Below are 23,421 nucleotides of genomic sequence, written 5' to 3' on the forward strand. Positions count from 1 at the left end.
ACCCTTCCTAAAATTTTCAAAAGAAAAAGAACTATGCTGTAAGTATAAAACATAGTCCTTACATAAACTTTACACATTTCTTACATATTCCTTAAATGCTAGGCAAAGTAAATATAAATTCAGTTTTTTCATAAGGAGTGCTTTTTACAGTTATAGTTCCTTTTTGCATTTCTATAAGCTTTTTAACTATAGTAAGTCCTAATCCACTTCCTTGAAGACTTTTATTTCTAGACTTCTCCAATGTATGTAATCTCTCAAATATTGATGACAAATTTTCCTTTGGTATCCCTCTACCTTTATCCCATACAATTACTTGTACATTTTCTTCATTACACTTTAAATTAATTCCTATACTCTTCCCTTCATATCCATATTTAATAGCATTAGATATAAGGTTATTAAGAATTCTTTCTACTGCTTTCTTATCTCCCATTACGTATATATCCTCATGAGGTAAATCTATTGCCGGCTCTATTTCCTCCTTAGTGAAATCATTATAAAATAAAATTATATTTTGTCTTATAATTTCCGATAGATTGATTTTTTTAATATCTAGTTTAATATCATTTGAATCTAGCTTTGACAACTGAAAAAATTCACTCATTAAATTTCTTAAATTTTCCCCTTTGTTTTGGATAATATCTATATACTCTTCTCTTTCACTCTCACTTAAATTTTTATTATCTTTTATAACTTCTATGTATCCCAAGAGAGATGTAAGTGGTGTCCTCAAATCATGGGATATATTTGATATCATCTTTTTTCTTTCCTCTTCATATTCTTTATTTAACTTCATTGAATTTTGAAATTTATCTACCAAGTGATTTAAATTCTTTATTAAACTATTTAAGTATTTGTTGCTATTTTGTATTCTTATTCTTTCATTATAATTTCCTTGTCCAATATTCTTTATTACCTGAGAAATAATATATATTTTCCTATTTAAATTTATAATAATCATAACTAAAATTATTATTATACCTATTAATATTTTCTCACTCATGCTATATCTCCTAATTTATATCCAATGCCCCATACAGTTAGTATATATTCAGGTTTATTGGCATTATCCTCTATTTTATTTCTAAGCCTTCTTATATGAACCATTACAGTATTGTCATCACCCATATATTCTTCATTCCATACATTTTCAAATATCTGTACCTTTGTAAATACTCTATTAGGATTTGTAAAAAATAATTTTAGTAATTCAAACTCTTTTGCTGTTAAACCTATCTTTTCCTCTTTTTTATAAGCACAATAATTATCTAAATCTAAAGTTATATTTCCTTTTTTAATAGAACTTACTGTTTCCTCATTTTTATGAAAACTAATATATCTTCTAAGCTGTGACTTTACTCTAGCTACTAACTCCCCTACAAAAAAAGGTTTTACTATATAATCATCAGCTCCCAGCCCAAGTCCTATTATTCTGTCAGACTCTTCCCCCTTAGCAGACAATATAATAATTGGGATTACACTTTCTTCTCTTATCTTTTTCATAATTTCCATACCATCTACATAAGGAAGCATTATGTCTAAAATTATAATACTAAAATCCATGGATTTATATTTTGCAAACCCATCCATTCCATCAAAAGCTTGTACTACATTAAATCCCTGCTTACTTAATGCTGTTTTTATTAAATTATTTATCTCTCTATCATCTTCCACTACCAATATGCTTATATTCTTCAAATCTTCCATATATATCACGTCCTCATTTATATTATATCTATATAGGGACGGTTATCAATTAAAAAAGGCAAAATCTTTAGCTCTATAGTTAACCAAAGATTTCACCTCTTGATGTTCTTTTTATTTAGTTTTATTTTAAAATTATTGGTATGATAAAATTACCTTACTTAGTATAGTTATTTGCTAAACTCTACTGTAACCTTAAATAAATCACCATCAATATCAATTCTCATGTGGCCGCCCTGTAATTCCACTATACTTTTTGCAATAGATAATCCTAATCCAGATCCCTCAGTACTTCTCGCTTTATCTCCTCTTTTAAATCTTTCAAAAATCTCGCTAACATCAAAATTCATTTCATAGGAAGACATATTTTTTATAGTTATTATTACTTTTTCATCTTGTTCAATGAGATCAATATATACCCTTGAATTAGGTTGAGAATATTTCAGTGCATTGCCTATCAGGTTTTCAAATACTCTCCAAGTTCTTTTGCCATCTAAATTTAGATGTACTTCTTCTACAGGAATATTAATCTTAAAAATTAAAGAAGAACTAGTTATCTTGTGGTCAAATTCTCCCAAAGCCTGCCTCAATAGTGATGCAATATCAACTTTTTCAATATTAAGTTCAACAGCACCACTTGAAATTTTAGAAGCTTCAAAAAGATCCTCTATTAGCACTTTAAGTCTTTGAGACTTTTGATCTAAAATATCTATATACTTTTTACTATCTTCCTTGGATATATTATCCTTTTTTAACAAACTCACATAATTTATTATGGAGGTAAGAGGTGTTTTGAGATCATGTGATACATTAGTTATAAGTTCAGTTTTGAATCTTTCACTCTTTATTTGACTTTCAACAGATTTTTTAAAGCTTTCCTTCATATTATTGATATTTTGAGATATCTTTATAAAATTGCTGTCTCCAGTCTCCTCTATAACATAGTCTAAATCACCTGAAACTATAGCATCTGTTCCCTCTATTATTTTATTTAAAGCTGATACTTTTTTTAATGTATGTAGAGGAACAACCATAAAATAAATCATCCCATAGACAAATGAAAAAAATAAAGCCAGCTTGTTATCAGTAACTACTCCAATTATTCCAAGTATAAAGAACATTCCAAATAGAGCAGTAGCCACAAATAGTGAAATTTCCTTAATCAAAGCTACTTTGATAGCAATTCCCTCATGAGTTAATAAAATAATTTGGCCAGCTATACTTCTCCCTAATTCTTCTGATAACTCTTCTTTATGAATTAATAACCTTAAGGCAAAATATACATTGAACATAAAGTATAAACAATATATAGACACTATAGTAAGTATTATGAATTGTCTAATGTTAATAGGTTTATAAAAAAAGCTCACATTTTTTAAATAAATTGACATAACAAAACCACATACAAGAAATATAACCGCTCTTAAATCCAATGGTATTTTTTCATACTTTTGTTTTACTTTTACATAATTACTTTCAACTCTTGAATTTAACCTTAAAAATACAAGTAAACATATTGCTATCACCAACGATATACTTCCCAAAATCACTTCTTTAATAACTCTTTCTCTTATAGAGTTATAATATATGTAATTTTTCTGCATTTGACTATATACTTCTGTAGTTTTAATAAATATGAAACTGCCCTCAAAATTATTCCTTTGAAACCAATTGTTAATACTCTGCAGTTCACCTGTATTATTAGAATCCTTTGGAAATTTTTCAACATAGATAGCATTATTATTTATATAGTCCTCTACATTATTTAAATTTTTAATGTTAGTATATATTTCACCACTCTTTTTATTTTTAATATAATATCTTAAAGATTGTTTTGAATCCACTTGAGCCTTAATCTTCTCATAGTATAAATCAATTTTTGAAGTATCATTCTTATCTCCTACTTTTTGTAAATCTTCTTTAAGTTCAGTAGTTAAAATTTGAACACTTTGAAAATACTCTAATAAATCTCCTTTGAAAGAATGACTTTTAAAATAAGGTTCTTTTTGAATAAAATCCTTATTTTTAATAATATCAAACCCTGAAAGCATTGCTATTCCGAACATATATATGCATATTATAAAAAGTAGTTTATACACGCACCTATTTTTCGATTTTGTAACCAATCCCCCACACCACCTTTAGATATTCAGGTTCTTTAGGATTAATTTCAATCTTCTCTCTTAGTCTTCTTATATGAACAGCTACTGTATTTTCACCATTATAAAAAGGCTCATTCCACACTCTTGTGTAAATTTCTGCTATGGAAAAAACCCTTCCTTTATTCTCCATGAGTAACTCCAGTATCTTATATTCAGTAGGAGTTAAGCTTACTTCTTCTCCATTTACATTTACTGTTTTTGTACCTTTATTTAAGTTGATGCCTCTTACTTGTATTTCATCTTCTTCTTTAAAATATCCAAAGTTTGTATATCTTCTTAATTGAGATTTCACTCTTGCTACAAGCTCTAATGGATTAAAAGGTTTTGTTACATAATCATCAGCACCTATGTTAAGTCCGAGTATTTTATCTGTATCCTCTGATTTAGCTGAAAGCATTATAATAGGAATATTTTTGCTTTCTCTAATCTTAAAGGTTGCCTTTATACCGTCCATTTTGGGCATCATAATATCCATTATAATAAGATGAATTTCTTCCTTTTCTAGTGCTGCTAAGGCCTCTACCCCATCGCAGGCTCCAATTACTCTAATTCCTTCATTTTTTAAATATATTTCAATTGATTCTCTTATTTCATTATCATCATCAACCACTAAAACATTATATTCTGACACTTTCCTCACTCCTTTCTAAATATTATATCATCTTCTAATTGGCTAGTCTAAGGCACATTAAAATAAATAACAAGTCAAAGATGTGACGGATATTTTGTATCAGACAAGGAAGCAGGTTCCACTGCTAGTAGATCTATCAGTGGGTTCTGATGACGCAGTATGATGCAAAATAGCCTAGCATACTGACTTATTTATTTTTTTAATGTGCCTAAATACTTAATCATTAAAACTTCATGAAGAAACTGAAAGCATCTTTTGATATTCCATTTACGGTATCTCTATTTTTAACATTCCTAATATGATAAATTTTATTTTCATAATCTCTTGCTTGATTATCACATATATAAGCATATTCATAGCTGCCTTCATTTACCCAACCCATAAACACATAAGCATGACTTGGAGCACCATTTTTATTTCCCAAGCCATCTGTTGTAAAAACTATATCTCCCGGATTTAAATTTTTATAATTATTATCTTTCTTCCAACCCCTATTTTTTAAAACATCTATAAGTTGAGTTGTATTAGCTATTTCCTTTGCAACTGGTATATCATTCTTTCTTAGAACTTCAGCCACAAAATAAACACATGTATTTGAAGGATTGTTATTATTCAAAGCAATTGCATCTTTAAATACTTTCTTTTGATTGCTCTTACTTTTCATATATCCATATATTCTATTGGATATATGAAAATCTCTATTTTTAAATATTAAAATTTTATTAATTACTATAATTGCTAAAATAGCTATCATTATAGTTGCTATTGTTAATTTCATTTTTTTCATTAGTTATCCCCATCCTTGCAATTATTTTATATCTATAATTGTATAACATCTATTTTAAAAATTATTATCTATATTTCTTACAAATGTACTAATAATTCTTACAAATTTCTTAAGATTGATATTTAGTTTTAAAATAATAATTTTGCAATATAGAGATAATATTGGGACCAACTCTACTATAATGGCTGTCCACGGTGGAATTGCTAGACCTAGAATGCTTGAACTAAGCTCAACTGGTGAGATTAACATTTTAGATATTAATGATATAGAACCAACCTTTTACTAAAATGCTCCGTAAAACACTTAAAATTTGATAACCGTCCCCAACAAAACACCCAAAACACAAAAATAACACCGCTGGTTTTAATTAACCCAACGGTGTTATTAACTTTCATAGCTTAAATAATTAAATTTATTTTTTCTTAGTATTTTTATCTTTGCCTTTTTTTTGGTTAGTTTCATTCTTTTTATCATTATTTTTAGTGGAACTGCTTTTGCTTTTACCTTTGTCGCCCATCCTATATCCCCCATGAATTAAATATAATTAATCTTATGAGGCGTTTTATCAAAATATACCCCTTACTTCTTCAAACTTTTTACTTCCATATATTCAGTTTTACAGCGTTATAATATTGCATATTCCTTAATTATTAACTTTCAATTTAAAATCTCCTTTAATTCGTGAAGGATAATCATATATTTTTAAATAAATAGGACTTTTATATTTAATGTCATCAGAAACATTATATAGTATACTTTGTTCACTAGATTTACCTATACGTGTTCCTCTGCCTTTACTCTTAAATGTTACTCCACTTCCATCTTTAAAATCCCCATCAAATATGCTATAAGCACATTTTTTATCCAATCTTTTATCTGCTATTAAGAAAAATTCCAAAGTAGTCTGATTATTATCATTAGTTATAGATTTAATCATTAATTTATTATCTGGAGACTTTAATAATTCTTTTTTATTCATATCTACAATGACCTCTAATTTATCTTTGTCTAATGCCCTTATACTAGTTCCTTTTATATAAAGCTCCTTTGGATTTGTAAAATAATTGCTTTGAAAATACAGAATATCCTGGTATTCATTTTTTTTAATTGATGTTACTCCATTATTTATTCTGGCCCATTCTTCACCCTTCTCATTGAAAATTGAAAGATCATCAAATCCTAATATTTTTTTAGTATTATTTCTATCATATTCTACTAATAAAGCAATCCTAGTTGGAGTAATAGTTAATGTTTTAAAATATATTTTTTGTCCTTCAATTTGGACTGTTTCATATACATTATAAACCTTATTCATACTTTCAAATTTCTCTTTATTAATAGGAATTTCAAATTTCCATTGGGAAGATAATGCCTTTTGCTTATCCAAATTAGTATTTTCCTTACTTTCCTGAAGCTTTACTATAATAAAAAGCTTATTTGGTATTATAGTTTCTTCAGTAAAATTTAATTCCACATTTCCTTCTAATTTTTTTTCAATGCTCATATCATTATTAGTAAACATACTCCAACTTTCAGGAGCTGCTAACTCTTTACCAAATTCATCTGTAAACTTCATATCATGTAAATTTACAAACTTATGATTCCCCTTATCTTCAATAGAATAAAATAATATGCACTTGGAATTATCAATAATAATATCCTTTATAGTAAAAACTAAATCCTCATGTTCCTCTGATAAATTAACAGACTGAACAAAATTATTCTCCACTATATCCTTAATTCCATTATCATAGTTCATCAGCTTAACAATATACTGAAGTCCTGGAACCTTACTTAAGGTTATTGCAATAGTTGGAGATATACGAATGGAAGCAATAAAAATTGTAATAGCAATTACAACAGCTATATTGGCAAACTTTTTTCTTTCTTCCTTTTCAAACACTGCCATTCCACCTCATTTCTCTTTATAAATACAAAAATTGCGTTACAACTTTTTCTCAATTTGCAACGCAATTTTATCCTTACTCTTTATGTGAAATTTCAACTTCCTCATTATTGGATGAATTTTTCATAGGCTCCCCTACTGTTTTTTCAGTAGCATCCTTGTTCCCAATCTTGGCTACTAACTGTGATATATCTAGCCCAGTTATATCCTTCAATACCTCAAATCCATTGGCAGCTACATCAGTTACTATTTTTGATACTCTTGAAGCACCTTGTGAACCACCATTATCTATAACAGTAATTTTGTCCACTTGTTCCATAGGCTTAGAAACTGCACCCATAATTTCTGGCAACCTACTTACAATCAATTCTACTACCGCAGCTTCACCATACTTAGACATAGCCTCTGCAAGTTTATCCTTTGCTTCAGCCTCAGCGATACCCTTTGCCCTTATAGTATCTGCTTCTGCCATACCCCTTACCCTTATAGCTTCAGCCTCTGCTTGTGCTTCAATTTTCTTAGCCTCAGCCTCAGCAATTGCCTTGATTTTAATTGACTCAGCTTGTGCCTCAGCTTCTTTAATATACTTGATTTTAGCAGCCTCAGCATTTACTTCTGTTTCATATTTCCTTGCATCTGCTGGTTTTTTAATCTTTGCAACTAATTCCTTTTCAACAACTAAAGCATTTTTTTCAGCAAGATCAGCATTTTGGTCCGCTAATTTACCATCATTCTCTATCTCTTGTAACTTATATGCAACGTCTGCATTAGCCTTTGCCTTGTCTTGCTCTGCGCGATAGCCCTGTAATTTTATTTCCTTATCTCTTTCACTAGCGGCAATTTCTGCATCAGCCTCTAACTTTGCTTTCTGCCCTTCCCTATTTGCATTAGCTGTTTTTATATCTGTATCTCTCTTTCTTTCTGCTGTAGCCACATCAGCGTCTGACTTAGCTTGAGCAATTTGAGGAGTAGCACGACTCTCTAAGTATCCTCCTTGAGTTGAAATCTTTAATATGCTATAAGACACAAGAAGTAATCCCATAGAATTCAATTCTTTTCGTATATCAGCTTCAATTCTTTCCTCAAAGGTAGCTCTATCCTCATTTATTTGTTCAACAGTTAAAGTAGAGATAATTCCTCTCAACTTTCCTTCTAATATTTGCTCTACAATACCACTAATAACTCTAACTGTATTGGTGGCATCCCCATTACAGAATTGTTCTACTGCTTTTAATATGCTTTCCTCTTTATTTTCAACCTTCACTACTGCAGTACCAACAATATTAACAAATATACCTTGTTTTGATGGTGCTTCATTAACATCTGTAGTCATAGAGATATTCTCCAAAGAAATTGAACATGATGTTTCAAAGAAAGGTATCATTATACCCCCTTTTCCAGATAAAACTCTTTTCTTTAATCCTGTGATTACCATAGCTTTATCAGCAGGTACTCTTTTCCAACAAGCCAAAATAATTGCAATTACAATAGCTATAGGAATAATATACCCCAATCCATTGCCTAGTAAACTTAATGCTTCGCCCATCTAGATCCTCCCCAATAATTAATTTTATTATTTATTATATGAAATTCTTACCATAAAGATAAGAATTTTTTAACACATATAATAACCATATGATTTTTTTTCATCATTATACCTTTATCTCCTACATTTCTTCTTTGTAGTATAAAGCATCACTTAATCTTACTTTTTTACACTATCTACTTCTATATATTCAAATCTATATTTTTGTCCTGTTGGATTTTCTTTTTCTTTTGGGACTTCTTCATTAAACATATTATACGGCCTTGCAAAAACACCACAGGAACCATAAAGAGCTTTATATATAACTAATTTTTCTCTTGTTTCAGAATGAATTGCAATATCCATTAATAAATATAAATCTCCTTTAAAATGCCTAAATATTTTTCCTTTGTATTCTTCTAAATTTCTTTTCATTTATAATTCCTCCATATCCATGTAGCCTTTACTATATTTTAACATATATATGGAGACAGTTATCCACTTTTGTTAAAATAATTGACTAAAAAATTAAAAGTTATTAACTGTCCACAAAACTTTTAACTTAAATGTCAGCTAAACCCAACAATAATAGTTGTAATATCTTCCTACTATAAAAATAAAAACCCTTCCATATCAATACAAATTTTAAGTATATTTTTATAACTATTAGATAAGGATTTACATTATCAATTGATACTAAATATCAGTAAGTTTTTTGCTTAAAACCATTCACATTTCGAAATGTATTTAATATAATAGTGTTATCAGTTGAAAATATGGAGGACCAAATATGAATATTTATGAAGAAGGAAAAAAAGTATCTTTAATAACTATATTAATAAATGTAATTTTGTGTTTATTTAAAGTTATTGCCGGTATAGTTGGCAAAAGTAGTGCCATGATTGCCGACGGAATCCACACACTTTCAGATGTTATTACTACAGTGATGGTTATTATAGGATTAAAAATTGCAAATAAAAAAGAAGATGCTGAGCATCCCTATGGCCACGAAAGATTTGAACCTGTATATGCTAAGATAATAAGTTCTTTACTTCTTATAACTGGTATTTTCATAGCTTATGAAGGTGTCAAGGTACTGCGTTCTGGTAATTACAGCACCCCTGGGACTATTGCTCTTATTGCTGCTTTAGTTTCTATAATAACAAAAGAAATTATGTATAGATATACAATACACACCGCCAAGAAAATACACAGCATTTCCATGGAAGCAGATGCTTGGCACCACAGATCTGATGCCTTTTCATCTATAGGAACTTTTATAGGTATATTTGGCGCACGAGCTGGACTAAAAGTTTTAGACCCATTAACCAGTATAGTTGTTAGCTTCTTTATAATAAAAGTTGCTATAGATTTTTATATAAAATCCGTAAAAGAATTAGTAGATACCTCTGCTGACGAGGAAATTATAGACACAATAAAAGAAGAAACTTTAAAAGTAAATGGTGTAGAAAGTATATCTGACTTAAAAACCAGAAATTTTGGTAGCAAGGTTTATGTAGACATAGAAATATTTGTAGACAGCAAAATCACCGTAGAAGAAGGCCATAAAATAGCTACAACTGTTCATGATAATATAGAAAATAAAATTGAAAATGTAAAGCACTGTATGGTACATGTAGAACCATTTTACTCATAAGCAGATTTCTAAACTACTTGTATAAAGGTACAAAATTCATTAACTACTCCCTTTCTAAAAGCTTCAAATTTGATAACCGTCCCCAAATATATAACTATCCCGAGCTTGTCTTAAAAACTAACAAATAAGGAAAGGACTTTGTCAAATGCAAAAATCCTTTCCTTCATTTTATTTTCTATTATTTATTCTCTGTATTAAGCTAAATGTTTATATTGTTTTTAATGAAACTTCATAATAAACTTACATTACTCCATTGATTGCTCAAGCTCTTCTTTAAGTTGAATTATTCTTTTATGTAATAATGGATGAACCACATAAGGAGCTATTTCTGCTAAAGGCTCTAGTACAAACATCCTTTCTTGCATTCTTGGATGTGGAAGCAATATTTCTTCATCCTCTGTTATCAAATCATCATAAAGAATAACATCTAAGTCTATAGTTCTAGGTCCCCATTTTATTATTCTTTCTCTTTTCAATTCTTTTTCTATATTCAATAAAAATCTTACAAGCTCCTTTGGTGTCAATATAGTATCCACCTGCATAACTCCATTTAAAAATTCTTCTTGATCAATATATCCCCAAGGTTCTGTAGTTATAAAAGATGATACTTTTTCAACCTTTATATGTTTGGACTCTTTAATTTTTTCTATAGCATCCAAAAGATTTTTCTCTTTGTCCCCTATATTGGAACCTAGTGCTATAAATGCTCTGCTTCTTTTTCTATATATCTCTACAGCTACATAATCTAAATGTCTTAAAATAGGTGCCCAAGGTTTCTTCAAATTCACCTTAACTCCTTTAACTAAAGGATACTGAATTAAAACAAACTCCCCTATTTTTTCTGCCACTGTTTCTATTAAATCATAGCTTTCCTTTTGTATTTCCTTTTCTATCTTATGACACAACTCTCCGTAGTGTACAGACTTAGTTAAATCTCCTGTTATTGCTGCCTCTCTAGTGGACACTTCTAATTCTAAAGAAACTATAAATTTTTGTCCTAATACTTTTTCTTCTCCAAAAACTCCATGATTTGCAAATATTTCAAAGTCTTTTACTATTATTTTATCCAAAAATATCACCTATTTTCTTCTTATTATAGCGTCAGTCATCATTGCTGCTCTTTTATTTTCTAATACATCATGTACCCTTACAAAATCACAATTTTTCATAATTCCTATAACTGTAGTTGCCACAGTTCCTTCTACTCTTTCATTTGGAGGTAAATTTAAAACAGTTCCTATAGTTGATTTTCTAGAAGTCCCTAAAAGAATTGGATACCCTAATTCCCCCAATCCTTCTAAATTATTCATAACATAAAGATTTTGCTCATAAGTTTTTGCAAAACCTATACCTGGATCTAAAATTATGTTGTCTTTTTTAACTCCTGCTTCTAATGCTATATCTATAGATTCCTTTAAATCTTTAATCATATCTTCCATTATATTTTTATATTCAGTATTATTTCTATTGTGCATTAAACAGCACGGAATATCATATTTTGCAGCAACTTTAGCAATATAAGGATCTTTTTTAAAACCCCAAACATCATTTATAAGGTCTACTCCGGCCTCTATGGCAAGCTCTGCAACCTTTCCTTTATATGTATCTATAGAGATAGGTATGTCAAAATGCGCTCTAAGCTCTTTTATTATAGGAATTACCCTATTTATCTCTTCTTCCTCACTTACTGGAATATGATTTGGTCTTGTAGACTCTCCTCCAATATCAATTATATCTACACCTTCGTCTATCATCTCTTTTGCATGCTGAACCGCTTTTTCTAAATTATTAAATTTTCCTCCATCAGAAAAAGAATCTGGAGTTACATTTAATATCCCCATTATATAAGTTCTTTCCCCTATTTTAAATTCTTTATTTCCTATTCTCATTTTAATGCCTCCTTAAAAAAGATTTTAATTAATATACTATATTAAAATTTTTCTTATCCTCACTCCAGTTACATTTTACCTCTGCATTACAAGCAAAACATTTTCGTGACAACTTATCACTTTTATATATTATAGAATTTAGCTCATCTTCTCCATCTTTTCTATGGGAAAGTATAGCTTGCAATATCAAATTTTCTTCCCCTTCTGAAAACCCTACTTCCTTTAAAAGATCTTGTGCTAAGATATAGCTTGCTTCCTCATGAGGGATACCTTTTTCATACTGCATCCATCTTCCTATGTCATGTAAAATAGCTATAGCATATATAACTTCTTTAGAATAGTTTAATCCCTTTTCTAGAGAGATTATATAAGCAATTCTTGCCACATCCAAAAAATGATTTATATCATGTTTGCAAAATTCTCTATCCATCTCACATTCATTATTCTTTTTAATATATTCTTTGTATTTTTCACTGTTTAATATTTTATTTACCTTATGTAAGTTATTACCCATTCTTTACTCCTTAGTTAATTTTCATTGTAGTCAAATTCTCTTCTTATACAACGCAAATTATTTTTTTATATTATACATTATACCTTATTGTTACACAATTATATTTGGGAACAGTTATCAAATTTCCACTAAACTACTTGTGTACAAACTTAAAATGCCATAATCCTCCACCCTATTTTTTAGTATATTTTTCTTTTTAATGAAGAAAATATACTCATGGGAAAAAGATTTATAATATACGGACTCTTGGGATTTTGTATGGAAGTTTTTTGGACTGGATTTGGTTCTTTGCTAAAGGGAGATGTAAAACTTACTGCCTCTACATATGTATGGATGTTTTTTATATATGGTCTTGCAGTATTCTTAGAACCAATACACAACAGGATAAGACACCTGTCATTTATAATAAGGGGAGGTGTATACATGGTACTTATATTTGCAGCTGAATTTTTCAGCGGCTTACTTTTACGAGAAATTATAGGTGTCTGTCCTTGGAACTATGTAACTGAACCCTTCACAATATACGGAATAATTACACTAAGTTATATACCAGTATGGTTTACGGCTGGTCTTATTTTTGAAAAAGTTCATGACGCTCTAATAAGAATTGAACATGGAATTAATTTAGGGAAGGGTTGATCGTTCACCCTTCCCTTATACTAGCTTTATAAGATACACTTAATCTATTACAATTATTAAATTAACCTTTTAAATTTTATATAGCTTAATTTTAGCTATAGTTATTATTTTTCACTATTAAAAACTTACTTTGAAGGTAATATTTCAGTCCAATATCCATCAGGATCAGCTATAAAATATAACCCCATTTCTTTATTTTCATAGCATATACATCCCATCTCTTTATGCTTTTTATAAGCACCGTCAAAATCATCAGTTCTTACTGCCATGTGTATTTCGTTATCACCTAAATTATAAGGTTCTTCTCTATCCCTAAGCCATGTAAGTTCAATCATATGTTCACTTTCACTGCCTTTTAAAAATACCAATACAAAACTTTCATCTGGTGCATGATATCTTCTTTGTTCCTCAAATCCTAGGGCTTCCTTATAAAACTTAACACTTTTCTCTAAGTCCAATACATTAATATTATTGTGCTCAAACTTAAATTTCATTTAAAAACCACCCCATTTAAATTATTTTAAGTGTATTATAACCTATCTTTAGGAAAAAGGAAATATATTCTATCACTCCTAAATCACTTAATATATACTTTTACTAAAATATCTTTCTCCTCTGTCTGGTAGTAAAGTTACAATGTTGCCCTTATCTATTTTGTTAGCTAGTTTAATGGCTGCTGCTACTGCCGCTCCAGAAGATGTTCCAACAATTAATCCTTCCTTTAATGCAAGTTGTTTTACGATATAAAATGCTTCTTCATCATTAACCTTTATAACCTCATCCACATAGGTCATACCCATAGTTTTAGGAATAAAATTATTTCCTATGCCTTCTATATTGTAGCAGGCTTCCTCTCCACCGCCCATGGTTGATCCTTCTGGATCCACTAGAATACCTTTTATATTGGGATTCTTTTCTTTTAAATACTTCATTACACCAGTGTAAGTTCCTCCACTACCTGCGCCACAAAGGAAATAATCTATCTTACCATCTAAATCTTTGTATATTTCAGGTGCTGTAGTTTCATAATGAGCTAATGGATTAGAATTATTATCAAATTGTTTTAAGTTTATAGAATTTTTTATTGTCTCTAAAAGTTCATTACCTTTTTTAACAGCTCCTAGCATCCCTTCTTCTCTAGGAGTATTCACTATTTCTGCACCTAGCGCTTTCATTAATGTTTGCTTTTCTACAGAAAATTTTTCTGGCACAACAAATATTATTCTGTATCCTTTATTTATAGCTGCTAGTGCTATACCTATTCCCGTATTACCTGCTGTAGCTTCTATTATTGTATAACCGTCCCTAAGTAATCCCTTCTTCTCAGCATCTTCTATCATATATACACCTATTCTATCTTTAACACTTCCACCTGGATTTAAAAATTCTAATTTAGCAAATACATTTACTCTAGACTTTATTCCAATATTATTTAGTTTCATAATAGGTGTATTTCCTATATAATTTCTAATATCATCTATATATCTCACTGCTAATCCCCTCTTTTAATATTAATTTGGTATATTCTTTTGCTGTAAATAGTGAATGATCTCTATAATTTCCACACTGAATTTCATTTGTTGCTGGTATTTCTTCCGTGTCTAATACCTTGTTTAATGAATAGTGTAATGCTTCTATTACTTCGGCTACCTGTGGCGTTCCCCATGCAATCATATAGAATCCAGTTCTGCATCCCATAGGAGATATATCTATTATTCCATCCATTTTTTCTCTCATATACCCTGCTAATAAATGCTCTAAAGTATGCATTGCACCTGTTGGCATCTCTTTTTCATTTGGCTGTAAAAATCTTAAATCAAATTTAGAAACCATTTCTCCATTATTACCTTTTTCTGTACCACATCTTCTTACATAAGGTGCTTTTACTTTTGTATGATCTAATTCAAAACTCTCTACTTTAACCATTAATTTTCCCTCCCTTTAATGCTCTTTCTAAATCTTCTATAATATCTTGTACATTTTCTATTCCAACTGAAAGTCTTATTAAATTATCAACAATTCCTACCTTCTGTCTTATTTCATATGGTATGGCTCCATGAGTCATAGTTGCTGGATGGCATGCTAAAGATTCTACTCCTCCTAAGCTTTCTCCAAAAGTTATAATACTTAATTCTTCAAAAAACTTCTTATAGTCATATCCCTCATTTAGCACAAAGGATATCATTCCACCATAGCCTTTTGCTTGTTTTGATTGAATACTATATCCTGGGTGTTCCTCAAATCCTGGATAGTAAACTTTCTTAATTTCTGGTCTATCTTTTAAAAACTCCGCTATAACTTTAGTGTTTGAGTTATGTCTATCCATTCTGACTGCTAAAGTTTTTATTCCCCTTATAAGTAAGAATGAATCAAAGGGTGACAATACTCCCCCTGTAGCATTTTGTATAAAATGAATCTTCTCTTTTAATTCTTCATTATTTACCACCACTAATCCAGCAATCAAATCACTATGTCCTCCAAGGTATTTAGTAGCACTATGAATAACTATATCTGCCCCTAATACCAATGGTTTTTGAAGATATGGTGTCATAAAAGTGTTGTCCACTATTGTCAGCAAATTATTATCTTTTGCTATTTTAGTTACTTCTTCAATATCTGTTATATCCATTAATGGATTGGTTGGTGTTTCTATATATATTGCTTTTATAGTGTCATCAATATTATCTTTGATTTGTTGTAAATCTGTTGTGTTTACTATCTTATATCCTATATTGAAATTTTTAAAAACTTTATCTAGTACTCTAAAAGTTCCACCATATAAATTATCTGGAATTATTATATTATCTCCTGATTTGAAAAGAGAAAGTACTGCTGTTATGGCTGCCATTCCAGATGAAAATCCAAATCCACCAACTCCCTGCTCTAAATCTGATATGAGTTTTTCTAAAGCTTCTCTTGTAGGATTACCTGTTCTTGAATATTCATATCCTTTATTAATTCCAATTCCTGTCTGCTTATAAGTAGATGTTTGATATATAGGAACATTTACTGCTCCTGTAAAATCGTCTCCATCAATTCCTCCATGTATTAAAACTGATTCAAAATTCATAATACTATTTCCCCTTTCTTATAACTTTTTAGCACTTCCTATAAATATTTTTGTTTCTGTATATTCACCTTTACTTGAGTATCCCTTGCAATATAAGTCTGTATTTTCTATTTCTATATTTTTAAAATTATATTTACTTAACCAATTGTTTATTTGCTCATTTGAAAAACCTAACCATTCATCATGCATTTCTTCTTTTGCCCACTGCCCATCATGTTCTGTTACATCTGAAATTACTATGCTTCCTCCCTTTTTCAATATTCTATAAATTTCTGATATGGCTTTGTCTACATTAACTACATGATGCAGTGCCATATTTATAAATACGGCATCTACTGATTCATCAAACAATACAATATTCTCTAAATCAGATTTAATTGGATATACATTTGTTATATTTTTTTTAGAAACTTCCTTTTTCAATTCTCTCAACATATTATTGGATTGATCTAATGAAAATACTAAATTTGCCTTTTCTGCTAATGCTAATGATATAAAGCCTGTTCCACATCCTAAATCCGTAGCAATTTTATTATCTATCTCTACTTTAGATAAAACTTTATACTTTAACTTTTCCTCAAAATATTCACTTCTTATTACGTCCCAATTATTTGCTATAGAATCAAAGTAATTTAATGAACTCATGTTAATACTCCTCCTAATTTATAAATCTTCGTTTTAAAATATTTTTATATTTTAGTTATCATTCTCCATGTTCCAATAATTCAGAAAATCTTGTACTTAAAATAAACATTTTATAATGTACATACTTATATAAACTAGACATCCCGTTTATATAACAAAAAACCTCTGCCTCATTTTAGAGGCAGAAGTTTTATTCCGCGGTTCCACTCTAATTATTATATACAAAAAATATAATATCTTATCTTTGGTACAGATATACCTCAACGCTATACCGTGCGTACACGCTGCCTCCTACTAAAGAATTCAATTCTTCGGGACAGTGCTCCAAGATGCATTCTCATAAGTTATGCCTAAAGTCTTTTCCAGCCTGAGAAGACTTCTCTCTGAAGGTTTTCCTTATAATACTATTTCTTTTCTTCACATATTAAATATCTGTTTTTCAAAAACATACTATTCATATTGGATTAGTATGTTTTATGTAATTACTATATCCTTATTCTTTCTATTTGTCAACACATTTTCTATCAAAACTTAGGGACAGTTATCCAAACCTACACAATAAAAACTTCCAACCTTGGGGACAGTCATTTAATTTAGAATGAATTACTAACTCTATATATTCAAAATAGCTAATTCATTATTTAAGATATATCTTTCAATATTTAAAAATTTAATCTTTATATCCTAGTTATATTTAATAACTGTCCCCAATTTTTGGCCTTTACCATTTAATTCCCTGGGAACAATTTATTAACTTGTCCGCAGAATTTATTTATAATATAATCAGTAAAGGCGGTGATATTATTGGGTAAAGAGAAACTTAAAAGTCTTGGTAAAAACTATTTGGGTGTAGATATGGTTTACAATGAAACTAAGACAGATAAAATTTATGATGAAATTTCAAATATACTTCTCAAAGAAATTGCTGTGGGTGATTTAAGTGTTTCTAAGGGAAAAGAACTATTAAAAAAAATATATGATCTATATGATACGGGTAATAAAGAATTTGAACAATATGCTTCATGTAAAAAGGGTTGTTCTCATTGTTGCTGTCTTTATGTGGACTGCACTGCAATTGAAGCTGAATTAATAAGAGAGTATGTAGAAAATAATTTTACTGAAGAAGAGAAAACTACTATTAAAAATAAGATAGATGATCTTCTAACTTCATTACCTACTAGTAGTGAGGTAGATGAAAATTTAAAACATGCTTTAAATTATCTAAAAGAAAAAATTCCTTGTCCTTTTTTATCTGAAAATGGATCTTGCACTATATATCCTGTAAGAACATTTAACTGTAGAAAATTTTTAACTATTACACCTGCCGAAGAATGTGCTAATGGTGCTCATGTGGTTAAAATTAATCCATCTATAAATAATATAGGTATGTATAGTATAAGCATGTTATCTATGAATGTAACTAGATATAAAAAACTTATGGTTCCTAATGGAGATGAATATAAAGCTCTATACAAAGGCATATCTGCTTGGCTTAAAAACGGATTTAAAGAAATAGATAGAACTAAGGAGTAACTTTTTTTCCTCCTTAGTTCTTATTTTTTAGCTTCAACTGAAAGTTTATATTTTTTTAAAAAACTCTATCTAAAGCTATTATTTAATTAGCTGTTCCTATTCTTCTCCACAAAGGAACAGAAGCTTCTTCCATCTCTTGTCTATCTCCTCTTGAACTTCGGCAATTATATTAGCTCCCTCTTTTGATTTAAAAAGATGTTTAAATCTTCCTTGAGGTTTTAACCATTCTTCTATTGGAAGCTTTTGTTTTGGCTTATAATTCAATTTATATTCTCCATAGGATACTTCATAAATTGGCCAATAACAAGTTTCTACTGCTAACTTGATTAAGTCTAATTCAGTTTGGGTATCACATCTCCATCCTCTTGAACATGGAGTTAATACATTTATAAACTTAGCACCATAAAATTCATTGATGGCTCTGTTAGATTTATTATAAAGATCCATCATATATTTACTTCCTGGTATTACAGGCACAGTTTGAGCAACATAAGGAAGATTATGTGCTACCATTATAGAAGTTAAATCCTTCCCAAATTGAGTTTTTCCAAGAGATTCTTTTCCTTGTGGTGTAGTAGTAGTATCTGCTCCTGCTGGTGTAGCAGATGACCTTTGAATTCCTGTATTCATATAGGCTCCATTATTATAGCAAACATAAAGCATGTCATGTCCTCTTTCCATAGCACCAGACAATGATTGTAGTCCTATATCATAAGTACCACCATCTCCACCAAAAGCCACAAATTTATATTCCTCATTAACCGTCCCTCTCTCCTTCATGGCTCTGTAGGAAGATTCTACTCCACTTAAAGTAGCAGCTGCATTTTCAAAAGCTGTATGAATATAAGAATCTGTCCATGCAGAATAAGGATATAAAGTTGTTGAAACCTCCAAGCATCCTGTAGCATTACATACAACTGCTTTATGTTCTGGCTTAATGGCCTTCATAACCCATTTTACTACCATTGGAGCTCCGCAGCCTGCACACATTCTATGTCCACTGGTTATTCTATCTGGAATATTAGTTAATTCTTTTAATGTTGCCATATATTCTACCCCCTATTCTCTTACAGATAAGTAATTATATTTTTCATAATTGCCTGTACCTAAAGCATTCTGTAAGTCACCATATACTTTTTCTAAATCCTCAACTCTAACGTCTCTTCCACCTAAGCCATAAATATAGCTCATTAATATTTTGTCTTCTAATTTTCCATATAAAGAAGCGCAAGTATCTGCAAATAATGGTCCTCCATTTCCTGACATTCCCTCTGATTTATCCATCACAGCTATTGCTTTTACATTCTTTAACGCCTCAGCTATTTCATTACCTGGGAATGGTCTAAATAACCTAATTTTTAACACACCTGCTTTAATACCTTTTTCTCTTAAATCATCTGCAACCTTTTTGGCTGTTCCAGCAGATGAACCTATTATCATCATAGCAATTTCTGCATCATCTAGCCTATATTCTTCAAACAATCCATATTTTCTTCCTGTTAATTCTTCATATTCTTTAGCAACCTTCAAAGTAACTTCCTTAGCATTTAGTATTCCTTGAAGCTGCTGTCTTTTCATCTCTATACTAAAGTTTGTTAGAACCATTGGTCCTACTGCTATGTTTTTATCTCCTAGCAATCCACTATTTGTCCTTTTATTTGGACCAGCAAAATTTCTAACCACTTCATCTTCCATTAAGAATACATTTTCCACAGAATGGCTTGTAATAAATCCATCATAGCAAACCATAGCTGGTGTCATAACTTCTTCATTTTCTGCTATTTTAACTGCCTGAATAAAATTGTCATAAGCTTCTTGAACATTTTCAGAATATAGTTGTATCCAACCTGTATCCCTTGCTCCCATGGAATCTGAATGATCATTGTGTATGTTAAGTGGTGGAGACATAGATCTATTTACTAAAGCTACTACTATAGGACATCTATCCCCCGCTGCTATATGAAGCATCTCCCACATAAGTCCCAATCCATTAGCAGATGTTGCTGTCATAACTCTTCCACCAGCAGCAGATGCACCTATACATGCACTCATAGCACTATGTTCAGACTCTACTGGCACAAACTTTGTTGTACACTTGCCATTTGCCACAAAAGATGAAAAATATTGTGGTACCTCTGTAGATGGAGTTATCGGAAATGCTGCTACCACATCTGGATTTATTTGCATCATTGCTGTAGCAACTGCTTCATTACCACTAAGACTTCTTCTTAACTGCTCTGCTTTTACCATATTTATTCCTCCTCCCTATTCCTCTACTACCAATTCTAATGCTTCAAATTTACATTGAGCTACACAAACTCCACAGCCTTTGCAATGATCATAGTCAAATTCTACTAATTTTCCGTCCTTTGCTATTATAGACATATCAGGACATACTGCCCAACAAAATAAGCAGTGCTTACATTTATCTTTATCCCATATAGGTTTCATTGCTCTCCAATCACCAGTCTTAAAATCTACTGCATTACCTGCATCTAGCATGGCACCTCCCCTAGGAAGATCCTTCCACAATGTATCTGAATTTACATTCATTCTCTTATTCAAGTCCTTTCACCTCCTGCAATCCTCTTTTTAATGCTTCTATGTTCTTAGGAATAACATTTGGTTTTGTAGCAAACTTATGTTTAAAGGATTTTTCCATATCCCTTACAAATTCTTCTTTATCCATTATTCCAAGTATTTTCACTATAGCTGATAACATTGGAGTATTAGGAAAATTTGCTCCCAAAGTCTGTTCTGAAATAGTCCTAGCATCTATCGTATAAACTTTTCCTTCATATCCTTTTAATTCTTCCCTGATTTCTTCTGGACTTTTTTTAGTATTAATAACTATAGCCCCGTCCCTCTTTAAACCAGCTGTACAATCTACAGTTTTTAATAAAGTTTCATCTACAACTACAACATAATCTGGTTCATAAATATTACTGTGAACCCTTAATGGATAATTTGCTATTCTATTATAAGCAGTTATAGGAGCTCCCATTCTTTCTGGACCATACTCTGGAAATCCCTGAATATACATTCCAGTGTTAAAAGCAACTTCCGCTAAAAGCAATGAAGCCGTTTTAGCACCTTGTCCTCCTCGACCATGCCAGCGAATTTCAATCAACTTTTTCTCCATATATTTTCCTCCTTATATTCATGAATACTATCTTTTTACCATAACTTAGCGCCACTAATACCATCTAAACTAATTGGATGAATAAGTGGCGCTATTTTTAAAATCATTTACGCAAAAACAATCAATTGTCTAGTTTTTATTTCTTAAAGATTAATATTATATAAATCTAGAAATCACTTAATTTATATCTGTGCATTGGTATCTTCTTTTCTGTTCCAATCCCATGGCTTTTTCTTTATAATACCATCTGCAAAGGGGATAAATATTGATGTTATAACCGATACTAAAAGAAGTTGTTGATACCATAATAAAGGTATTACCTGGAATGGAGTTATAGCTCCCTTAGTAAAACTTAATAAGATTAACATCTGAGCTCCATAGGGGATAATTCCTTGCATTATACATGAAAAAACGTCTAGTATTGATGCACTTCGTCTAGGGTCTACTTTGTATTTATAACACATTTCCTTGGCAATAGGACCATTTATAATTATAGCTACTGTATTGTTAGCAACTGCTGCATCTGTTATAGCTACAAGAGCACCAATACCAAATTCTGCTGACTTTCTACCCTTTATCATTTTCTGAATCTTGTCTAATAAAAACTGTATTCCTCCAGCTTTTGTAATCATATTTGCAAGCCCACCTGTAAACATGGATAAAAGGAAAATATCTATCATGCTTAAGAATCCATTAAATATTTCTTTAGTAAATGCCAATATAGTTAAATTTCCATATGATATACCTATTACTCCTGCAAGAACTATTCCTATAGTTAATACTACAAATACATTCATGCCTGCTAAGGATAAAACCAATACAAATAGATAAGGTATAACTTTTATTATGCTATATTCATAGGTTTGCATAGCTGGAGCTACTCCTGGACGACCAAATATCAATAGTAAAATTATAGTTATTATAGCTGCTGGTGCCGCCATATATATATTTACTTTAAATTTATCTCTCATTTCACAGCCTTGAGTTCTTGTGGCAGCAATTGTGGTATCAGATATTACAGACAAATTGTCTCCAAACATAGCCCCACCCATTACTGCTGCTAAAGTAAATGGTAAAGACAACCCTGATTTTTGGGCAAGTCCTACAGCAATAGGTCCTACAGCTACTATAGTTCCAACAGAAGTTCCAGTAGAAATTGATATAAAACAAGATATTATAAACAATCCTACAGTTATATATTGAGCTGGTATATAGGTAAGCCCTAGATTTACTGTAGAATCTACTCCTCCCATTGCTTTTGCTACAGATGCAAAAGCACCAGCTAATAAGTAAATTGTGCACATGATAATTATGTCTTGATTGCCACATCCCTCAATTAGTGCATCAAATTTTTCATTTATACTACCCTTTAGTATAAAAAACGCACTAATAATACCACAGAATATAGCTACTGGTGCAGGAAGTTGATAAAAGGCCATCTCAACCCCTTGAGCTTGCAATATTAATCCACTTCCTAGGTAGATAGCTACAAATATCAAAAAAGGTATTAGCGCCTTTCCACTTGAAATTTTCGATTTATCCTCCATAAATTTTTACTCCCCCTATAATTTAATGGCTATTTTTTATATCCCCATTAGCCTTCGAAAAAGTTTTTAC

At 30.5% G+C, this 23,421-nt stretch carries 24 protein-coding genes and 1 other annotated feature; of the genes, 3 read left to right on the forward strand and 21 right to left on the reverse strand.

The annotated features are described in order from the left end of the window. Positions 1–91 precede the first annotated feature (91 nt). The 8 genes from T514_RS0106615 to T514_RS0106655 form a co-directional block, all read right to left on the reverse strand. Positions 92–1,003: a sensor histidine kinase gene (locus T514_RS0106615; RefSeq protein ID WP_027624063.1), complete on the reverse strand. Its 912-nt coding sequence runs from the start codon at positions 1,001–1,003 to the stop codon at positions 92–94. Continuing rightward, entirely contained in the window at positions 1,000–1,698 is a 699-nt protein-coding gene (locus tag T514_RS0106620) for a response regulator transcription factor (protein ID WP_027624064.1), read from the reverse strand. The genes T514_RS0106615 and T514_RS0106620 overlap by 4 nt, the downstream gene beginning before the upstream one ends. A 176-nt stretch (positions 1,699–1,874) precedes the next feature. Further along, positions 1,875–3,770, reverse strand: coding sequence for a sensor histidine kinase (locus T514_RS0106625; RefSeq protein WP_027624065.1), 1,896 nt, complete (start codon positions 3,768–3,770; stop codon positions 1,875–1,877). 37 nt (positions 3,771–3,807) lie between these two features. Beyond that, positions 3,808–4,497, reverse strand: a complete 690-nt coding sequence (locus T514_RS0106630) for a response regulator transcription factor (RefSeq protein WP_027624066.1) — start codon at positions 4,495–4,497, stop codon at positions 3,808–3,810. A gap of 223 nt (positions 4,498–4,720) precedes the next feature. Continuing rightward, the gene (locus T514_RS0106635; protein WP_027624067.1) at positions 4,721–5,284 is read right to left on the reverse strand and encodes a hypothetical protein; all 564 of its coding nucleotides are present in this window, start codon (positions 5,282–5,284) and stop codon (positions 4,721–4,723) included. A gap of 643 nt (positions 5,285–5,927) precedes the next feature. Next, positions 5,928–7,187, reverse strand: coding sequence for a DUF4179 domain-containing protein (locus T514_RS0106645; protein ID WP_027624068.1), 1,260 nt, complete (start codon positions 7,185–7,187; stop codon positions 5,928–5,930). A 79-nt stretch (positions 7,188–7,266) separates the two neighbouring features. After that, on the reverse strand, positions 7,267–8,736 hold the full coding sequence (locus tag T514_RS0106650) for a flotillin family protein (protein ID WP_027624069.1): 1,470 nt from the start codon (positions 8,734–8,736) through the stop codon (positions 7,267–7,269). Between the two features lie 159 nt (positions 8,737–8,895). Continuing rightward, complete coding sequence (locus tag T514_RS0106655; protein ID WP_027624070.1) at positions 8,896–9,150, reverse strand: DUF1653 domain-containing protein; 255 nt, start codon at positions 9,148–9,150, stop codon at positions 8,896–8,898. A 355-nt stretch (positions 9,151–9,505) separates the two neighbouring features. Here T514_RS0106655 and T514_RS0106660 point away from each other — a divergent pair, with 355 nt between their 5' ends. Continuing rightward, positions 9,506–10,372 (forward strand): cation diffusion facilitator family transporter, encoded by an 867-nt coding sequence (locus T514_RS0106660; RefSeq protein WP_027624071.1) that lies wholly within the window; start codon positions 9,506–9,508, stop codon positions 10,370–10,372. A gap of 245 nt (positions 10,373–10,617) precedes the next feature. Here T514_RS0106660 and folK read toward each other — a convergent pair whose 3' ends face one another. Genes folK through T514_RS0106675 form a run of 3 tightly spaced genes read right to left on the reverse strand, consistent with a single transcriptional unit; the run spans position 10,618 to position 12,775 of the window. Then, the gene (gene folK / locus T514_RS0106665) at positions 10,618–11,442 is read right to left on the reverse strand and encodes a 2-amino-4-hydroxy-6-hydroxymethyldihydropteridine diphosphokinase (protein WP_027624072.1); all 825 of its coding nucleotides are present in this window, start codon (positions 11,440–11,442) and stop codon (positions 10,618–10,620) included. Between the two features lie 9 nt (positions 11,443–11,451). Next, positions 11,452–12,261, reverse strand: a complete 810-nt coding sequence (gene folP, locus T514_RS0106670) for a dihydropteroate synthase (protein WP_027624073.1) — start codon at positions 12,259–12,261, stop codon at positions 11,452–11,454. A 28-nt stretch (positions 12,262–12,289) separates the two neighbouring features. Continuing rightward, positions 12,290–12,775 (reverse strand): HD domain-containing protein, encoded by a 486-nt coding sequence (locus T514_RS0106675; RefSeq protein ID WP_027624074.1) that lies wholly within the window; start codon positions 12,773–12,775, stop codon positions 12,290–12,292. 216 nt (positions 12,776–12,991) lie between these two features. On the opposite strand from T514_RS0106675, the gene T514_RS0106680 reads away from it, so the two are divergent. Then, positions 12,992–13,414, forward strand: coding sequence for a putative ABC transporter permease (locus T514_RS0106680; protein WP_027624075.1), 423 nt, complete (start codon positions 12,992–12,994; stop codon positions 13,412–13,414). Between the two features lie 125 nt (positions 13,415–13,539). On the opposite strand, the gene T514_RS0106685 is transcribed toward T514_RS0106680, so the two are convergent. The 5 genes from T514_RS0106685 to T514_RS0106705 all read right to left on the reverse strand — a co-directional run bounded on the left by T514_RS0106685 (position 13,540) and on the right by T514_RS0106705 (position 17,129). After that, the gene (locus tag T514_RS0106685; protein WP_027624076.1) at positions 13,540–13,908 is read right to left on the reverse strand and encodes a VOC family protein; all 369 of its coding nucleotides are present in this window, start codon (positions 13,906–13,908) and stop codon (positions 13,540–13,542) included. Positions 13,909–13,995: 87 nt separating this feature from the next. Next, the gene (locus T514_RS0106690; protein WP_027624077.1) at positions 13,996–14,904 is read right to left on the reverse strand and encodes a PLP-dependent cysteine synthase family protein; all 909 of its coding nucleotides are present in this window, start codon (positions 14,902–14,904) and stop codon (positions 13,996–13,998) included. After that, positions 14,888–15,340: an S-ribosylhomocysteine lyase gene (locus T514_RS0106695; protein WP_027624078.1), complete on the reverse strand. Its 453-nt coding sequence runs from the start codon at positions 15,338–15,340 to the stop codon at positions 14,888–14,890. The genes T514_RS0106690 and T514_RS0106695 overlap by 17 nt, the downstream gene beginning before the upstream one ends. Continuing rightward, on the reverse strand, positions 15,333–16,484 hold the full coding sequence (locus T514_RS0106700; RefSeq protein ID WP_027624079.1) for a trans-sulfuration enzyme family protein: 1,152 nt from the start codon (positions 16,482–16,484) through the stop codon (positions 15,333–15,335). Before T514_RS0106700 ends, T514_RS0106695 begins: the two co-directional genes overlap by 8 nt. Positions 16,485–16,502: 18 nt before the next feature. After that, positions 16,503–17,129, reverse strand: coding sequence for a class I SAM-dependent methyltransferase (locus T514_RS0106705; protein ID WP_027624080.1), 627 nt, complete (start codon positions 17,127–17,129; stop codon positions 16,503–16,505). Positions 17,130–17,303: 174 nt separating this feature from the next. Then, positions 17,304–17,556, reverse strand: a binding site (T-box leader). Between the two features lie 377 nt (positions 17,557–17,933). Here T514_RS0106705 and T514_RS0106710 point away from each other — a divergent pair. Then, a complete protein-coding gene (locus T514_RS0106710) occupies positions 17,934–18,662 on the forward strand; it encodes a YkgJ family cysteine cluster protein (RefSeq protein WP_027624081.1) in 729 nt (242 codons plus the stop codon). Positions 18,663–18,758: 96 nt separating this feature from the next. Here the strand turns inward: T514_RS0106710 and T514_RS0106715 are convergent, their stop codons facing one another. The 5 genes from T514_RS0106715 to T514_RS0106735 form a co-directional block, all read right to left on the reverse strand. Next, complete coding sequence (locus T514_RS0106715; protein ID WP_027624082.1) at positions 18,759–19,709, reverse strand: thiamine pyrophosphate-dependent enzyme; 951 nt, start codon at positions 19,707–19,709, stop codon at positions 18,759–18,761. Between the two features lie 12 nt (positions 19,710–19,721). Next, entirely contained in the window at positions 19,722–20,912 is a 1,191-nt protein-coding gene (locus tag T514_RS0106720) for a transketolase C-terminal domain-containing protein (RefSeq protein WP_027624083.1), read from the reverse strand. Positions 20,913–20,927: 15 nt separating this feature from the next. Next, a complete protein-coding gene (locus T514_RS0106725; protein ID WP_027624084.1) occupies positions 20,928–21,227 on the reverse strand; it encodes a 4Fe-4S binding protein in 300 nt (99 codons plus the stop codon). Then, positions 21,220–21,804, reverse strand: coding sequence for a 2-oxoacid:acceptor oxidoreductase family protein (locus T514_RS0106730; RefSeq protein ID WP_027624085.1), 585 nt, complete (start codon positions 21,802–21,804; stop codon positions 21,220–21,222). The genes T514_RS0106725 and T514_RS0106730 overlap by 8 nt, the downstream gene beginning before the upstream one ends. A gap of 182 nt (positions 21,805–21,986) precedes the next feature. Further along, entirely contained in the window at positions 21,987–23,351 is a 1,365-nt protein-coding gene (locus T514_RS0106735) for a Na+/H+ antiporter NhaC family protein (RefSeq protein WP_027624086.1), read from the reverse strand. Positions 23,352–23,421 lie beyond the last annotated feature (70 nt).

The sequence above is a fragment of the Clostridium lundense DSM 17049 genome (assembly GCF_000619945.1).
GTDB classification, from domain to species: domain Bacteria; phylum Bacillota; class Clostridia; order Clostridiales; family Clostridiaceae; genus Clostridium_AO; species Clostridium_AO lundense.

Excerpts from the sequence above, each read along its gene's own strand:
- T514_RS0106615 (WP_027624063.1), bottom strand. The coding sequence starts at position 1,003 with ATGAGTGAGAAAATATTAATAGGTATAATAATAATTTTAGTTATGATT.
- T514_RS0106625 (WP_027624065.1), bottom strand. The coding sequence starts at position 3,770 with ATGTTCGGAATAGCAATGCTTTCAGGGTTTGATATTATTAAAAATAAG.
- T514_RS0106635 (WP_027624067.1), bottom strand. The coding sequence starts at position 5,284 with ATGAAAAAAATGAAATTAACAATAGCAACTATAATGATAGCTATTTTA.
- T514_RS0106650 (WP_027624069.1), bottom strand. The coding sequence starts at position 8,736 with ATGGGCGAAGCATTAAGTTTACTAGGCAATGGATTGGGGTATATTATT.
- T514_RS0106655 (WP_027624070.1), bottom strand. The coding sequence starts at position 9,150 with ATGAAAAGAAATTTAGAAGAATACAAAGGAAAAATATTTAGGCATTTT.
- T514_RS0106660 (WP_027624071.1), top strand. The coding sequence starts at position 9,506 with ATGAATATTTATGAAGAAGGAAAAAAAGTATCTTTAATAACTATATTA.
- folP (WP_027624073.1), bottom strand. The coding sequence starts at position 12,261 with ATGAGAATAGGAAATAAAGAATTTAAAATAGGGGAAAGAACTTATATA.
- T514_RS0106675 (WP_027624074.1), bottom strand. The coding sequence starts at position 12,775 with ATGGGTAATAACTTACATAAGGTAAATAAAATATTAAACAGTGAAAAA.
- T514_RS0106680 (WP_027624075.1), top strand. The coding sequence starts at position 12,992 with ATGGGAAAAAGATTTATAATATACGGACTCTTGGGATTTTGTATGGAA.
- T514_RS0106685 (WP_027624076.1), bottom strand. The coding sequence starts at position 13,908 with ATGAAATTTAAGTTTGAGCACAATAATATTAATGTATTGGACTTAGAG.
- T514_RS0106695 (WP_027624078.1), bottom strand. The coding sequence starts at position 15,340 with ATGGTTAAAGTAGAGAGTTTTGAATTAGATCATACAAAAGTAAAAGCA.
- T514_RS0106700 (WP_027624079.1), bottom strand. The coding sequence starts at position 16,484 with ATGAATTTTGAATCAGTTTTAATACATGGAGGAATTGATGGAGACGAT.
- T514_RS0106705 (WP_027624080.1), bottom strand. The coding sequence starts at position 17,129 with ATGAGTTCATTAAATTACTTTGATTCTATAGCAAATAATTGGGACGTA.
- T514_RS0106715 (WP_027624082.1), bottom strand. The coding sequence starts at position 19,709 with ATGGCAACATTAAAAGAATTAACTAATATTCCAGATAGAATAACCAGT.
- T514_RS0106720 (WP_027624083.1), bottom strand. The coding sequence starts at position 20,912 with ATGGTAAAAGCAGAGCAGTTAAGAAGAAGTCTTAGTGGTAATGAAGCA.
- T514_RS0106730 (WP_027624085.1), bottom strand. The coding sequence starts at position 21,804 with ATGGAGAAAAAGTTGATTGAAATTCGCTGGCATGGTCGAGGAGGACAA.
- T514_RS0106735 (WP_027624086.1), bottom strand. The coding sequence starts at position 23,351 with ATGGAGGATAAATCGAAAATTTCAAGTGGAAAGGCGCTAATACCTTTT.